Raw genomic sequence first — 13,260 nt, forward strand, 5'->3', positions numbered from 1 at the left:
CGGCGGGCTGACACCGTATCAGCGCTGCGCCGTCACAGTGGCGGCGCGCCACATCCGGCAACGGGATCGCGGCGCAATCGGGCTCTGCTGCTCAGGCCGCGGCCTTGCGGCACAGACAACTTGCGCGAATGGGAATATCCGCCCGTGCGACCGCCTGATCCAGAAGCAGTTTCACATGTGGCACTTCCTCCGGCGCGCCGCGCCGTTGCAGGCATTCGTGCAGACCGTGCAGCGCCCAGACATTGCGCGGATGCTGGCTGGGGCGCGGCAACTTTCCGTCCAGGCCCAGGTCGGCGCGATAGACCGCCTCGGCCTCGTCGTATTCCCCCGCCTCCATCAGAAGCGCCCCCAGCGCGTGGCGCGTCGGTTGCGGCCACGACCACGGCTCCTCGTATTCCAGCCCGTCATCCAGCGCGACCGCACGGCGCAGGTGCTCCAGTCCCACCTCCCGCTGCCCGGCCTTGAAGGCCAGTTCGCCCTTCATCATCTCCTCGCCCACGGCCAGGACGTCGCGGGCCTTGTTGTTGAACAGCATGCGGGTGTCAGGCACCAGCGCATAGGCCTCGGTGAACGCCACCGCCATGCGCTCGGCCTCGGCATGGCGTCCCAGGTTGGCCAGCGCCACGGCCTTGGCGTAACAGATCAGCGCGTTGGTGGTCACGTAAAGCTCGGTGTCCTCGGGCTGATCCAGTTCCAGGATCTCCTCCCACATCCCGAAGCGGATATAGACATGCGGCGCGGCGGCCACGAAGGTCTCGAAGATGTCGGGATAGGACCGCACCACCTCGTCGGGCACCTCGCCGCGCAAACGCTTGGCGGCACCGATAGCCGCCGCCTTCTGTCCCAGGAACATCGCACCATAGGCCGCAAAATGCAGGTTGTGAATGCGGTAGAGCGCATAGAAATTGGCCGCCCCCGCATAATCCTTGAACCGCTCGTCCACCTCTGCCGCGGCAAGGTTGCGCGCCAGCACGTTCTGGTAGTCGCCGCACAATACGTCGATATGGCTGCCCATATGCACCAGGTGCCCCGCATCGGGCACCAGATCGGTCAGCCGGTCCCCGTGGCGCAGCGCCTTTTCGGGATGCGGCGACATCTCCATCAGGTGAATATACATGTGCAACAGGCCCGGATGGTCCCATGCGCCGGGCGTCTCGGCAAAAGCGCGTTCCAGCACCGCCATCGCCTCCACGGTCGACCCCTCGGGGTTGGGCACGCCGCTCTGGAAATCCCAAAGCTGCCAGGGCGTGCGGTTCATCAGCGCTTCCGCGAAGAAGCACGCCACGTCGAGGTCGTCCTTGTGCGCCTCGTAGACCGGGCGCATCGCCTCGGCGAAGCCGTCATTGAAGGGCTGGTAATCCTCGATCGCAGGATCGGTGGGATAACGCGAGGCCAGCGCCTCCAGCAGCGCGCGCTCCAGGGGACGCGCGCCGTCCAGCGCCAGCCCCGCCTTCAGCGCGTCGTGGGCGCGCTCCAGCGCGGGCGCCTTTTCCTCCGGCGTGAACACCTCCCACGCCTTGTTGTAATTGGGCCCGATGCCATAGGCGATGCCCCAATGCGCCAGCGCGCATTCCGGATCCGCCTCGATCGCCTTCTCGAAACAGACGATGGCCTCTTCGTGGTTATAGGCAAACAACCAGACAAGGCCACGATCAAACCAGGTCTGGGCAACGGGAACCGACGTCACGGGGCGGGTATAGGCGCCCAGATCGAAATAATCCGACATGTTGAGTCTCCCAATTGAAGATCCCAGCGTAGCACGAAACGCGCGTTCGCTCGCGCCATTCATCTCCAAAGAGACTCCGCGGGGGAAAACACAATTGATGCCTGTCAGTCGCGCTCACACCGCAAGGCTCAGGGCCGGCCTCCTGCGACCACGGCATCCACCTCGATCTCGACCAGCCATTCGGGGTTCACGAAGCGGCTCACCGCCATGATCGTGTCGACCGGACGCGACTCCCGGCAATATTCCTTGCGCGCCTCGATGGCGTCGCGCCAGGTGTCGATATCGGTCAGGATCACGCGGGTGCGCACGATGTCCTGCAAGCCCGACCCCGCATCTTCCAGCGCCCTCTTGATGATCTCGAAGCACTGGCGCGTCTGGGCGCGGACATCGCCGATCCCCACGGTCTTGCCCGACGCGTCTACCGGCGCCGTGCCGCCGACGGCGATGAAATCGCCCACCCGCACCGCACGGCTGAAGCCCACGATCTCTTCCATCGGGTTGCCGTTCGAGATCAGTTGCCGTTCCTGTGCCATTCCCTCAAGACTCCCTGTTGCGACGCCCCGGACCACGCCTCGGCAAGGCCCGGATCCTCCCTGTCCGCGACACCGCAAAGGCGCGGATCAAGAAAAAACCCGGACCACAGGGGGTCCGGGTTTCGGTATGTCCAGGGCAGCGATGGCTCAGGCCGCCTCCACCGCCCGCCGGGTCATCACGGACACCAGATGCGCGCGATACGCCCCAGATCCGTGCAGGTCGGAAATCATCCCGTCCGCCGGGACCGACAGGCCGTCCAGCGCCGAGGCCGAGAAATTGCCGCCCAGCGCCTCTTCGGCCTCGGTCCAGCGAAACACGCCCTCTTCCGACGCGCCGGTGACGGCCACGCGCACGCCATCTGCGAACTTCGCCACGAAGACACCCACCAGTGCGAAGCGCGAGGCAGGTTGCTCGAACTTCTGATAGTTGGCTTTCTCCGGCACCGGGAACTTCACCTCGGTGATGATCTCGCCCTCGTTCAGCGCGGTCGCGAACATGCCCTCGAAAAACTCATCCGCCGCGATTTCGCGCTCGTTCGTGACCACCGTCGCGCCCGAGGCCAGCACTGCCGCCGGATAGCAGGCCGAGGGGTCGTTGTTGGCCAGGCTGCCGCCGATGGTGCCCCGGTTGCGCACCGCCGGGTCGCCGATATTCTGCGCCAGCCAGACCAGCGCCGGATAGGCCCCCGATCCCGCCGCCACATCGCCGTGGGTCGTGCCCCCGCCGATGCAGATCCGGCCCTCGTCATCGGTGCAGACGCCCTTGATCTCGTCGATGCCGCTCAGGCAGACCAGCACCTCGGGCGCGGCCAGTCGTTGCTTCAGCGTGGGGATCAGGGTCTGCCCACCCCCCAGCGCCTGGTTCTCGTCGCTCTGTTTCAAGAGCTTCACCGCGTCGGCCACGGTGCTCGGGCGTTCGATTTCGAATGCGTACATTGTCTCTCTCCTTACCCTTTCATCACGGCCCAGACGCGCGACGGCGTCAGCGGCATGTCGATATGCGTCACGTCATGGCCTGCCCGTTGCAGCGCATCCACCACGGCATTGACCACCGAGGGCGGCGACCCGATCGCGCCGGCCTCGCCACAGCCCTTCACCCCCAACGGGTTGTGCGTGCAGGGCGTCTGGCAGGAATGGTCGACCTGGTAGAACGGCACGTCATCGGCGCGCGGCATCGCGTAATCCATGTAGGACGCGCTCAGAAGCTGGCCGTCGGCATCGTAGGAAGTCTGCTCCAGCAGTGCCTGCCCGATCCCCTGCGCCAGCCCGCCATGCACCTGGCCCGACACGATCATCGGGTTGATGACATTGCCGAAATCGTCGGCGGCGGCAAAGCTCTCGATGGTGACCTTGCCGGTCTCGGGGTCCACCTCCACCTCGCAGGCATAGGCGCCCGACGGGTACGTGAAGTTGGACGGGTCGTAGAACGCGGTCTCCTCCAGCCCCGGCTCGATCTCCTCCAGCGGATAGTTGTGCGGCACGTAGGCCGCCAGCGTCACGTCGCCCCAGGCCACCGACTTGTCGGTGCCCGCAACGGTGAACTGGCCGTCCTTCAGCTCGATATCCGCCTCCGACGCCTCCAGCAGGTGCGCCGCGATCTTCTTGGTCTTGGCGATGATCTTCTCGGTCGCCTTGACCATGGCGCTGCCGCCCACGGCGATCGAGCGGGAGCCATAGGTGCCCATGCCCATCGGCGTGTTGGCCGTGTCGCCATGCTCGATCTCGATCATGCTCTCGTCGATGCCCAGCATGTCGGCCACCACCTGAGGGAAGGCTGTCTCGTGCCCCTGCCCGTGGCTGTGGCTGCCGGTCATCACGGTGATCCCGCCCGTGGCGTTCACCCGCACGGTGGCCGATTCATAAAGGCCCGCCCGCGCGCCCAGCTGCCCCACGAGGTTCGACGGCGCGATGCCGCAGGCCTCGATATAGCAGTTCACGCCAAGCCCGCGCAGCTTGCCCCTGGCCTTGCTGTCTTCCAGCCGCTTCTGGAAACCGTCCCTGTCGATGATCTCCAGCAGCTTGTCCATCGTGGCGTTGTAGTCGCCCGTGTCGTATTCCACGGCCACCGGCGTGGCATAGGGGAACTCGGTGATGAAGTTCTGCCGCCGCAGCTCGACCGGGTCCACACCCAGCTCCCGCGCCGCCTTGTCGATGACGCGCTCCAGCTGGTACGTCGCCTCGGGCCGCCCGGCCCCGCGATAGGCGTCCACCGGCACGGTGTTGGTAAAGACCGCCTTCACGTTCACGTAAATATTGGGCGTCTTGTAATTGCCCGCCATCAGCGTGCCATGCAGCCACGTGGGAATGCTCGGCGCGAAGGTCGACAGATACGCCCCCATATTGGCGTAGGTTTCCGTCCGCACGGCGGTAAAGTTGTTGTCCGCGTCCAGCGCCAGTTCGATCTTGGTCACATGATCCCGGCCATGAGCGTCGCTGATGAACGCCTCCGAGCGCGTGCAGGTCCATTTCACCGGCCGGTTCAGCTTTTTCGCGGCAAAGGTGCAGAAGGCTTCCTCGGCATAGTGATAGATCTTCGACCCGAAACCGCCGCCCACATCGGGTGCCACCACGCGCAGCTTGTGCTCGGGGATGCCCAGCACGAAAGCGCCCATCAACAGGCGGATCACGTGCGGGTTCTGCGACGTGGTGTAAAGCGTGCTGTCATCGGTGCCACGGCTGTAGTCGCCCACCGCCACGCGCGGCTCCATCGCGTTCGGCACCAGCCGGTTGTTCACCAGCTCCAGCGTGGTCACGTGCGCGGCGTTCTTGATCGCCTCCTCGACCGCACCCTTGTTTTCCTCGACGAACCCCCAGTCGTAGCAGAGGTTGCTCGTCAGGTCGTCGTGCACCTTCGTGGCGCCGTCCTTCAGCGCCTCCTTCATGTCCATGACGGCGGGCAGATCGGTGATGTCCACCTCGATCGCCTCGGCGGCGTCCCGCGCCTGTTCACGCGTCTCGGCCACGACGGCAGCGATGGGGTCGCCCACATGCCGCACCTTGCCCTGCGCCAGCACCGGGTGCGGCGGCTCCTGCATTGGCTCGCCATGGCGGTCCGTCACCTGCCAGCCGCAGGGAATGCCCCCCACCTCGGCGAAATCCGCGCCGGTGAAGACCTTGATCACCCCGGGCATGCCCTCGGCGGCGCTGGTGTCCACGCTGTTCAGCGTACCGTGTGCGACGTCCGAGCGCAGGAAATGCACATAGGCCTGTCCCCGCAGGTTGATGTCGTCGGTATAATTGCCGGCCCCCGTCAGGAACCGTACGTCCTCGCGCCGTTTGGAACTGGCGCCGATGCCACCATCTTTGGGCATGTGTTAATCCTCCCATATTGGCGGGCGCAATGGCCCGATCCTATTGTTTAGGCCGCGGCCGCTTCCAGGGCCGCAATCTCGATTTTCTTCATCTTGAACATGGCCGCCCGCACCGCCTCGGCACCGGGGCCGCCCTGCAGCTCCAGCAACCGGCGCGGCACGATCTGCCAGCTGACGCCGAAACGGTCTGTCAGCCAGCCGCACATGCTTTCCTCGCCCCCGTCGCTCAGCTTGTCCCACAGGCGGTCGGTTTCCGCCTGATCCTCGGTCAGAACACTGATCGACGCCGCGGGCGTCAGGGTGAAATGCGATCCCGCCTGCAAGAACTGATACGGCACGTTCGCCAATGTCAGTTCCACCACCACGACGCTACCATCGACCTCGCTGACCTCGTCGATCCGGCTGTCGGGCAACAGGGTCACGTAGACCTCCGCCGCCTCCCTGGCGCGGTCGTGAAACCAAAGGCATGTGCGCAGCTTGGGCGGGCTGGTCAGCATCCGGGTCTACTCCGCCGCGATCCCTGTCACGTCCTGTCCCGACGCCGCCAGGATCGCCTTGACGATGTTGTGATACCCGGTGCAGCGGCAGATATTGCCCTTCAGGTACTCGCGCACCTCCGCCTCGGTCGGGCTCGGATTGTCCTTCAAAAGGGCCTCCGCCGACATCACCATGCCGGGCGTGCAGAACCCGCATTGCAGCCCGTGAAAGTCCTGGAACGCCTTCTGGACCGGGGTCATGGTGCCGTCCTCCGCGGCCATCCCCTCGATCGTGGTCACCTCCGTGCCCTCGGCCTCGGCCGCGAAGATCGAGCAGGCCTTCACCGCCTTGCCGTCCACATGCACCACGCAGGCGCCGCACTGGCTGGTGTCGCAGCCCACATGCGTGCCCGTCAGGCCCAGCGTATCTCGGATAAAATCGACAAGTAGCGTGCGTCCTTCCACCTCGCCGGACGCAGGCTTGCCGTTCACGGTCATCTTGACCTGTGCCATCGGCTCCTCCCATTGGCTTTTCTAATTGGCTGACCGGAGTTAAACACGCCGCCCCGCACTTGAGAAGGCACTTTCTGTCGCGCCACCCCCCCTGCCTTCGTCGTACTTGCGCGCGTCCTGCCGGCGCGCGGTTTCCGCGCGCGCGGACAACCCGGCCCGCCGCAGACGCGCCCTGTCATTCACCTATTTGGTTGATTGATTGCCCGCGCCGTGTTATTCACCCTTATGGTTGAACAAGAATCACAGCACCGACTGACCGATATTTTCAAGGCCGCAGGCGACCCCACCCGCCGGTCCATCCTGACGCTCCTGGCGCAGCAAGGACCGCTCCGGGTGACCGACATCGCCGCGCATTTCGACATGAGCCTCAATTCCGTCTCCAAGCACATCAAGGTGCTCGAAGGCGCGGGGCTGGTCACGCGCCGCACCGAATGGCGCGAGCACCTGATCGAATTGCGGGTCGAGGAACTGGCCCATGTCGACCGCTGGTTCCGCGACTTGCGTTCGATCTGGGCCCTCCGGCTGGAGGCGCTCGACACTCTGCTCACACAGGAGACCGACACATGACTGCCACCGAAACCGACCTGACCCTCACCGTCGAACGCGTGATCGACGCCACGCCCGAACGCCTCTTCGACGCCTGGCTCGACCCCGAAACCATGAAACGCTTCATCTGCCCCGGCGAAACCGTCGTGCCCAGCGCGTCCTCGGACGCGGTCGAGGGCGGGCGGTTCGAAGTGATCATGCGCAACGGCGACAAGGACCTGCCCCATACCGGAACCTACAGGGAAATCGACCGGCCCAACCGGCTGGTCTTCACCTGGGAAAGCCACGCGTCACGCGATGACAGCGAGGTGACGATCACCTTCACCCCCGGTCCGGGCGGCACGCGCGTTGAACTGACACAGGTCCGCTTTGTCAGCGAAGAACAGCGCGAAGGCCATCGCTGGGGCTGGACCGGCATCCTCGAAAAGCTGTCACAACTGGACGGCTGAACCCAGGCGCCGGGCGGGCCCTGTCCCCTGCCCGGCGTCCCTACCCGGCCTGTTTCCGCTGGCGCGGCTGCGGACGCGTCGGGATTTCCTTCAGCAGGCCACCCACGCCCATCGCCGCGAAATCCGCATCCCCGATCGGCACGCCGCAGGCGGTCCGCGCCAACACCCAGTCCACCCCGTGCAACACCGGCGACCGGGCGCTGTTGGGCAACCCGATCACGGGCCGCTCTCCCAGCCGCCCGGTGAACAGCAGGTTGCCCGGATCGACCGGAATGCCGAACCGCGCCACCGTGCCGCCCGCGCGGCGCAGCGCCTCGGGGCCGGTATCGCGCGCGTCGGACGTGGCCGAGGCCGTCAGCACCAAGACCACCTCGCCGTTGGCCGCCGCCATGGCCTCGGCCAGCGCCGGCACCTCGTGCGGGCAGCTCAGCGTCTGTTTCAGGCGCATCCCCAGGCCCGCCAGCCGCGTGCGGATCGCCTCGACCCCGCGCAGTCCGGGCCCGTCGGCCGTGTCGCTGACGATCAGGCTCGCGGTGGCATAGCACGGTCGGTGCAGCCGGATCGCGCCCCGCGCCGCCTCCGCCGCGCGGTCCAGCGCCTCTGCCGCCACCCCGTAGGCGATGATCTTGACCGTCGCCACCATCCCGCCGGGATGGGTCTGGAACCACGGCGCGACGGTCGCCAGAGTGATCATCGGATCCAGCAGGTTGGCCGCCGTCACCTTGGCCGCGTCCACCTCCACCACGCCGGGCGCCTCGGCCACCAGGTTAGCCCGCCCCGTGAACGCCCGGCTCAGCGACAGGCCCGGCGCGCCGTCCAGCACCGCCTCGGCCAGCCGGGTGGCGGCGGCATCCTCGTGCACGTCGCCCGCGTCCAGAACCGCCACGTCGACGCTCTCCAGCCCCGCCGCGCGCAACCGGGCGATATCCGCCTCCGCCAGCACCTGCCCCTTGCGCAGCCGCCCGTCCGGCAGGTGCTCGCTATGCGCCAGGATCGCGCCCGCCGCCCGGTCCAGCGGAACCGGCCCGAACTTCATCCGCCTTTCCTGAGCACATGCGTCACTTCGGCTAGGATCGCCACGGCAATCTCGGACGGCCCCGCCGCACCGATATCCAGCCCCACCGGACCATGGATCCGCGCGATCTGGCCCGCGTCAAAGCCTTTCGCCTCCAGCCGCGCCACGCGCTTGGCATGGGTCCGGGTCGAGCCCAGCGCCCCGATGTAAAAGACATCCGATGCCAGCGCCGCCTCCAGCGCCGGATCGTCCAACTTGGGATCGTGGGTCAGCAGCACCAATGCCGTGCGCGCATCGAGGCCATAGGCCGCCACGGCCTCGTCCGGCCAGTCGTGCAAAATCGTCTCTCCGGGAAAGCGCGTGTCGCTGCCGAAGCTCTCGCGCGGGTCGATCAACAGCGGATCGTACCCCGCCACCCGCGCCATCAGCACCAGCGCCTGGGCAATGTGCACGGCGCCCACAATGATCATCCGCAAGGGCGGGTTGTGGATCGCCACGAAGGTCGTCCCATCCTCCTCGAACCCCGAGCGGTCGGCGCGAAAACGGTCCTCGAACCCCTCGCGCACCAGCCTGCGCTCGGTGTCCATCCCGGTGACATAGGCCACCGGCACCCGCGCCTCGCGCGCCAGCACGAGGTCCTTCAGGGTCTCCACCGGCATCACGCTGCCCACCGGCTCCACCAACACCCGGATCGTGCCGCCACAGGCCAGCCCCACGGCAAAGGCGTCGCCGTCGCTGACGCCATATTCCAGCATCACGGGCGTGCCGTCCTCGATGGCGTCCAGCGCCTCGGCGACCACGGCGCCCTCGACGCAGCCGCCGGAGACCGATCCCTCGATCTCGCCCTCCCCCGAGATGGCCAGCTGGCTGCCCACGCGCCGGGGCGCACTGCCCCAGGTCTCAACGACAGTGGCCAGGGCCGCGCCCTTGCCGGCCTCGAACCAGGCCAGCGCGGTTTCGGGTATGGTGTCGAAACGGTCGGACATGGCGTCAATATGGGCCCGGGACACCGCTTTCACAAATGCAATTTCGGCAAGCTATGCCCCCAAGATTCTTCGTACGAAGAATCTCGGGCGTCGCGCACAAGAAAGGCCGCCCCCCGCATAGCTGCGGAGGGCGGCCCGTCGGTTCCCCCGGCGTCACCGTTTAGCTGTCGTTCAGAAGCCCGGTGATGTTGCGGACCGCCGCGCGGCGGTTCTCGCGGATGTCACCGGCCTGGCGGATCTTCAGGTCGGCTTCGCCATAGCCCTGCACGATCATGTTCGCCGGCGGCACGTCGAAATACTCGGTCAGCGCAAGTGCCACCGATTCCGCCCGGCGGTCCGACAGCGCAAGGTTGTTGCTGGCCGGGCCGACCGTGTCGGTGTGACCTTCGATCAGGAACACCTGGCGCGGATCCTCCGAGATGGAGTCCCGCATGGCGTTGCCCAGCACCGAAAGCGCCTTGGCCTCTTCCGGCCGGATGACGGCGCTGCCGGTCTCGAAATTCACCGTGTCCAGCGCGATCACCGGCACCTGGTGGCGCACGGCGTCCACGAAGCGCACCTGGTTCAGCGAAAAGCGGCGCGCGGTCGGCGTATCCCGCGTCGCCAGGATGGCCTGGCGCAGTTCGTCTTCCGACGCGTTGGCATATTCGTATTCCTGCGCGCGGGTGTCCGACAGTTGCTGCACGTTCACCGCCTCGACCTGGCGCGTGTCGTCGAACAGCACCACCTGGTCGCCGTTGGGGTAAACCTGCGTCCGGCGCAGCACGCGGCCGTCCGCAGCCCTCACGGTGATGGTCTGGCTGCCGTCCTGGGCCGTCACGGTGCTGCGGGTCGAGCCATCGTCGAAGGTCTGGACCCTCACGTCGCTGCCCGGACGGCGCAGAAGCGCGTCGTCATCCTTGATGATGCGATACCGCCCGTCGCGCTCGACCACAACGCGGTCGCCGCTGTTGGACACGACCGTGCCGCCGTCGTCGGTCACCTGCCCGATCGTGTATGCGCCCAGGCCGATGGCGGCCGCAGCGGTCAGGATGTTGCGCAGGTTCTCGTCGCGGTCGTCGCTGGTCACAGGGGTGCCTGCGGCGGGCGCGTTCTGGGTGTTGGCCTCGGTCTGCGCATTGCCGCCCACCGTCGTCTCGAACTCCTCGTCCGAGGACCGCGTGTTCTCCTCGGTCAGCGTCACCTCTTCGCTGTTCACGGCTTCGGCGTCGTCACTGGCAGCGGCCACGTCAGCGGCCTGTTCCTCGACCTGGGCCGCGGCTTGGGCCTGTGCCTCTGCCTGTTCGACCGGGTCTTCGTCGATCTGCGGCTCGGGCTGCTCGGTGGCCGCCTGGTCCGCTGTCTGTTCTTCGCCGGTCTGTTCTTGACCTGTCTGTTCTTCGCTGCCGGCAGCCGTGTCGGTGTCGGTCTGTTCGGCTTCAAGCGCCTGCTCCGGCTCGGTTGCATCCTGCTCCGCCGCGTCGGCAGCTTCGCCAGAGTCGGCGCTGTCCTCGGCCTCGGCTCCGGCTTCCGCCTGCTCGGCCTCAAGCGCCTGCTTCAGCTCGGCTGCATCCGGCTCGGTCGTCTCGGCGGCATCCTCCGTCTCGGCGCCTGTCTCGGCCTGCGCGGCGGCCCCGGCTTCGTTTGTCTCGGGCTCGTTGGCCTCGGCCTCGGTGGTCTCGGCGGTATCGGCAGACCCGTCGGCCTGCACCTCTGCCTCTGCCTCGGTCTCGGATGTTGCCTGCGCATCGGCCTGCGCTTCGGCTTCGGCCTGCTCGGTCTCGAGAGCCTGCTCCAGCTGCTGCGCATCCTCTTCGACGCTCTCGGCCGTCGACTCCGCAGCGTCAGCCGTCGACTCCGCAGCCTGCTCGGCCTCCGTCTCTGCCGGCGCCGCATCGGCCTCGGCTTGCACGGCGGCGTCCGCTTCCGCTTGCGCGGCGGCATCGGCTTCGGCCTGTGCAGCGGCATCGGCTTCGGCCTGCGCTTCGGCCTCAGCGGCTTGCTGCTCCGCTTCGGCCTGCTCTTCGGCGGCCTGAGCGGCTTCTGCTGCCTCGGCTTCAGCAGCCTCTTCGGCGGCCTTGGCCTCGGCTTCGGCAGCCTCGGCGGCCTCTTCGACCTCCTCGGCTGCCTGCGACAGCACCGATTCGTCGACATTCGGCTCGGTCGTGTCGACATCGGCTTGCGCGGTGCGATACGTTCCGTCCTGCGCCTCCTGCAAGGCCGTTTCAGCCGCCAGCGGCAGCGGTGCGGTCTGGCCGATCGCCAAAGCGAGGGCCGCGGTCGTCGATGTCAAAGTCAGTCTACGCATGTCTCTCTCTCCCAGAGTTCGGATGCCCCGCGCTTGCGTGGCTACCCTCCCTAACGTTGGGGGTGCATGGGGGGTTCCCGACACCGGGGCGTAAAATCGGCATGGGGTCGCCGATCCGCCCGGACTCACAGCTGTTGCATGAGGCGCGTTTTCTCGCCGGCATCGTCGCGCCGGCTGATGACGGCGGCAAGATCTTCCAGCGTGGCGATGGAATGACCGGCGCGAAACGCGTCGACATGGGGCAGCATGGCCCTGATTCCCGCCGCCTTGGGCGCGAACCCGTCCCAGCGCAGCAGCGGGTTCAGCCAGATCAGCCGCCGCGCCGACAGGTGCAGGCGCTGCATCTCGCGGCCCAGGTCCGCGGTCCCGTCCCGGTCCAGCCCGTCGGTGATCAGCAGCACCACCGCGCCCTGCCCCGTCACCCGGCGCGACCAGTCGCGGTTGAACTGGTGCAGGCAGTCCCCGATCCGGGTGCCACCTTCCCAATCCTGCGCCTCGGCGCCGGCGGCGGCCAACGCGGCATCGACGTCGCGCGTGTCCAGGTGGCGCGTGATGTTGGTCAGCCGCGTGCCGAAGGTGAAGGCATGCACCTTGGCCCAGCCCGCCCCCTTCTGGTTGGCCACGGCATGCAGGAAATGCAGGACCATACGGCTGTATTGGCTCATGGAGCCGGAAATATCGCACAACACCACCAGGTTCGGCCAGCGCGGGCGCGGTTTCTGCAGGTGGATCCGGCGCAGCTCGCCGCCGCGCCGCATCGCCGCGCGAAGCGTCCTGCGCGCATCGACCCGGTGGCCGGTGTGGCTGGGCATCCCTCGGCGCGAGGCAAAGGGCTTCACCGGCAGGCTCAGCCTTGCCAGCATGCGCTTGGCCTGCGCGATCTCGGCGGTGCTCATCTGTTCGAAATCGAGGGTCTTCAGCCGCTCGTCGCGGCTCATGGTCAGCGACGCGTCGATCTCGATCTGCGTCTCTTCGTCATTCCCTTGCGGCTCGGCCTCGGGGAGGTCCGGCTCGATCCCGTCCAGCAGCGCCTCGGCCGCGCGTTTTTCGGCCGCCTGTGCCGTGCGATGATCCTGCACGCCGCGAATGGCGGGCAGCATCATCGCCATCATGTGCTCCATGTAGCGCGGGTCGCGCCAGTAAAGGCGAAAGACCTGGGCAAAGACTGCGCGATGCTCGGGACGGCTGACGAAACAGGCCCTGAGCGCGTAGAAGAAATCGGACCGCGAGGTGAACCCCGCCGCCTCGACCGCCCGGATCGCGTCGATCACCCGCCCCGGCCCCACCGGCACCCCGGCCTTGCGCAGGGCCCGGGCGAAATGGGTGATATTGTGGCCGAGCCTGGGATGCTCCGGCAGGTCGAGATCGGCATACTCCATCAGGCACCGGCGCGCGCGCAGCGGTCCCGAATGTCGGTT

Annotated in this window: 12 protein-coding genes; 2 read left to right on the forward strand and 10 right to left on the reverse strand. The window is 67.2% G+C overall.

Translation table 11 applies throughout. The features are described 5' to 3' along the window. Window positions 1–91: 91 nt before the first annotated feature. From KUV49_RS13980 to KUV49_RS14005, 6 genes are all read right to left on the reverse strand, one after another. On the reverse strand, window positions 92–1,726 hold the full coding sequence (locus KUV49_RS13980; protein ID WP_222450473.1) for a hypothetical protein: 1,635 nt from the start codon (window positions 1,724–1,726) through the stop codon (window positions 92–94). Window positions 1,727–1,854: 128 nt separating this feature from the next. Continuing rightward, window positions 1,855–2,259: a RidA family protein gene (locus KUV49_RS13985; RefSeq protein WP_261391213.1), complete on the reverse strand. Its 405-nt coding sequence runs from the start codon at window positions 2,257–2,259 to the stop codon at window positions 1,855–1,857. A 147-nt stretch (window positions 2,260–2,406) separates the two neighbouring features. Continuing rightward, window positions 2,407–3,195: an FAD binding domain-containing protein gene (locus KUV49_RS13990; RefSeq protein WP_222450474.1), complete on the reverse strand. Its 789-nt coding sequence runs from the start codon at window positions 3,193–3,195 to the stop codon at window positions 2,407–2,409. Between the two features lie 11 nt (window positions 3,196–3,206). Continuing rightward, window positions 3,207–5,570, reverse strand: coding sequence for a xanthine dehydrogenase family protein molybdopterin-binding subunit (locus KUV49_RS13995; protein WP_222450475.1), 2,364 nt, complete (start codon window positions 5,568–5,570; stop codon window positions 3,207–3,209). 47 nt (window positions 5,571–5,617) lie between these two features. Then, on the reverse strand, window positions 5,618–6,067 hold the full coding sequence (locus tag KUV49_RS14000; RefSeq protein ID WP_222450476.1) for a VOC family protein: 450 nt from the start codon (window positions 6,065–6,067) through the stop codon (window positions 5,618–5,620). 6 nt (window positions 6,068–6,073) lie between these two features. After that, the gene (locus tag KUV49_RS14005) at window positions 6,074–6,559 is read right to left on the reverse strand and encodes a (2Fe-2S)-binding protein (RefSeq protein ID WP_222450477.1); all 486 of its coding nucleotides are present in this window, start codon (window positions 6,557–6,559) and stop codon (window positions 6,074–6,076) included. 225 nt (window positions 6,560–6,784) lie between these two features. Here KUV49_RS14005 and KUV49_RS14010 point away from each other — a divergent pair, with 225 nt between their 5' ends. Continuing rightward, window positions 6,785–7,126, forward strand: coding sequence for an ArsR/SmtB family transcription factor (locus KUV49_RS14010; protein WP_222450478.1), 342 nt, complete (start codon window positions 6,785–6,787; stop codon window positions 7,124–7,126). After that, window positions 7,123–7,554: an SRPBCC domain-containing protein gene (locus tag KUV49_RS14015; protein WP_222450479.1), complete on the forward strand. Its 432-nt coding sequence runs from the start codon at window positions 7,123–7,125 to the stop codon at window positions 7,552–7,554. Before KUV49_RS14010 ends, KUV49_RS14015 begins: the two co-directional genes overlap by 4 nt. Before the next feature lie 40 nt (window positions 7,555–7,594). On the opposite strand, the gene KUV49_RS14020 is transcribed toward KUV49_RS14015, so the two are convergent. The 4 genes from KUV49_RS14020 to KUV49_RS14035 all read right to left on the reverse strand — a co-directional run bounded on the left by KUV49_RS14020 (window position 7,595) and on the right by KUV49_RS14035 (window position 13,224). After that, complete coding sequence (locus KUV49_RS14020) at window positions 7,595–8,590, reverse strand: molybdopterin-binding protein (protein WP_222450480.1); 996 nt, start codon at window positions 8,588–8,590, stop codon at window positions 7,595–7,597. Continuing rightward, entirely contained in the window at window positions 8,587–9,555 is a 969-nt protein-coding gene (locus KUV49_RS14025) for an XdhC family protein (RefSeq protein WP_222450481.1), read from the reverse strand. The genes KUV49_RS14020 and KUV49_RS14025 overlap by 4 nt, the downstream gene beginning before the upstream one ends. 160 nt (window positions 9,556–9,715) lie before the next feature. Then, a complete protein-coding gene (locus KUV49_RS14030) occupies window positions 9,716–11,842 on the reverse strand; it encodes an OmpA family protein (RefSeq protein WP_222450482.1) in 2,127 nt (708 codons plus the stop codon). A 125-nt stretch (window positions 11,843–11,967) separates the two neighbouring features. After that, window positions 11,968–13,224: a vWA domain-containing protein gene (locus KUV49_RS14035; protein WP_222451010.1), complete on the reverse strand. Its 1,257-nt coding sequence runs from the start codon at window positions 13,222–13,224 to the stop codon at window positions 11,968–11,970. Window positions 13,225–13,260 lie beyond the last annotated feature (36 nt).

Source organism: Roseovarius atlanticus (assembly GCF_019802205.1).
Taxonomy (GTDB): Bacteria; Pseudomonadota; Alphaproteobacteria; order Rhodobacterales; family Rhodobacteraceae; genus Roseovarius; species Roseovarius atlanticus_A.

Excerpts from the sequence above, each read along its gene's own strand:
- KUV49_RS13980 (WP_222450473.1), bottom strand. The coding sequence starts at position 1,726 with ATGTCGGATTATTTCGATCTGGGCGCCTATACCCGCCCCGTGACGTCG.
- KUV49_RS13985 (WP_261391213.1), bottom strand. The coding sequence starts at position 2,259 with ATGGCACAGGAACGGCAACTGATCTCGAACGGCAACCCGATGGAAGAG.
- KUV49_RS14005 (WP_222450477.1), bottom strand. The coding sequence starts at position 6,559 with ATGGCACAGGTCAAGATGACCGTGAACGGCAAGCCTGCGTCCGGCGAG.
- KUV49_RS14015 (WP_222450479.1), top strand. The coding sequence starts at position 7,123 with ATGACTGCCACCGAAACCGACCTGACCCTCACCGTCGAACGCGTGATC.
- KUV49_RS13995 (WP_222450475.1), bottom strand. The coding sequence starts at position 5,570 with ATGCCCAAAGATGGTGGCATCGGCGCCAGTTCCAAACGGCGCGAGGAC.
- KUV49_RS14025 (WP_222450481.1), bottom strand. The coding sequence starts at position 9,555 with ATGTCCGACCGTTTCGACACCATACCCGAAACCGCGCTGGCCTGGTTC.
- KUV49_RS14000 (WP_222450476.1), bottom strand. The coding sequence starts at position 6,067 with ATGCTGACCAGCCCGCCCAAGCTGCGCACATGCCTTTGGTTTCACGAC.
- KUV49_RS14030 (WP_222450482.1), bottom strand. The coding sequence starts at position 11,842 with ATGCGTAGACTGACTTTGACATCGACGACCGCGGCCCTCGCTTTGGCG.
- KUV49_RS14020 (WP_222450480.1), bottom strand. The coding sequence starts at position 8,590 with ATGAAGTTCGGGCCGGTTCCGCTGGACCGGGCGGCGGGCGCGATCCTG.
- KUV49_RS14010 (WP_222450478.1), top strand. The coding sequence starts at position 6,785 with ATGGTTGAACAAGAATCACAGCACCGACTGACCGATATTTTCAAGGCC.
- KUV49_RS13990 (WP_222450474.1), bottom strand. The coding sequence starts at position 3,195 with ATGTACGCATTCGAAATCGAACGCCCGAGCACCGTGGCCGACGCGGTG.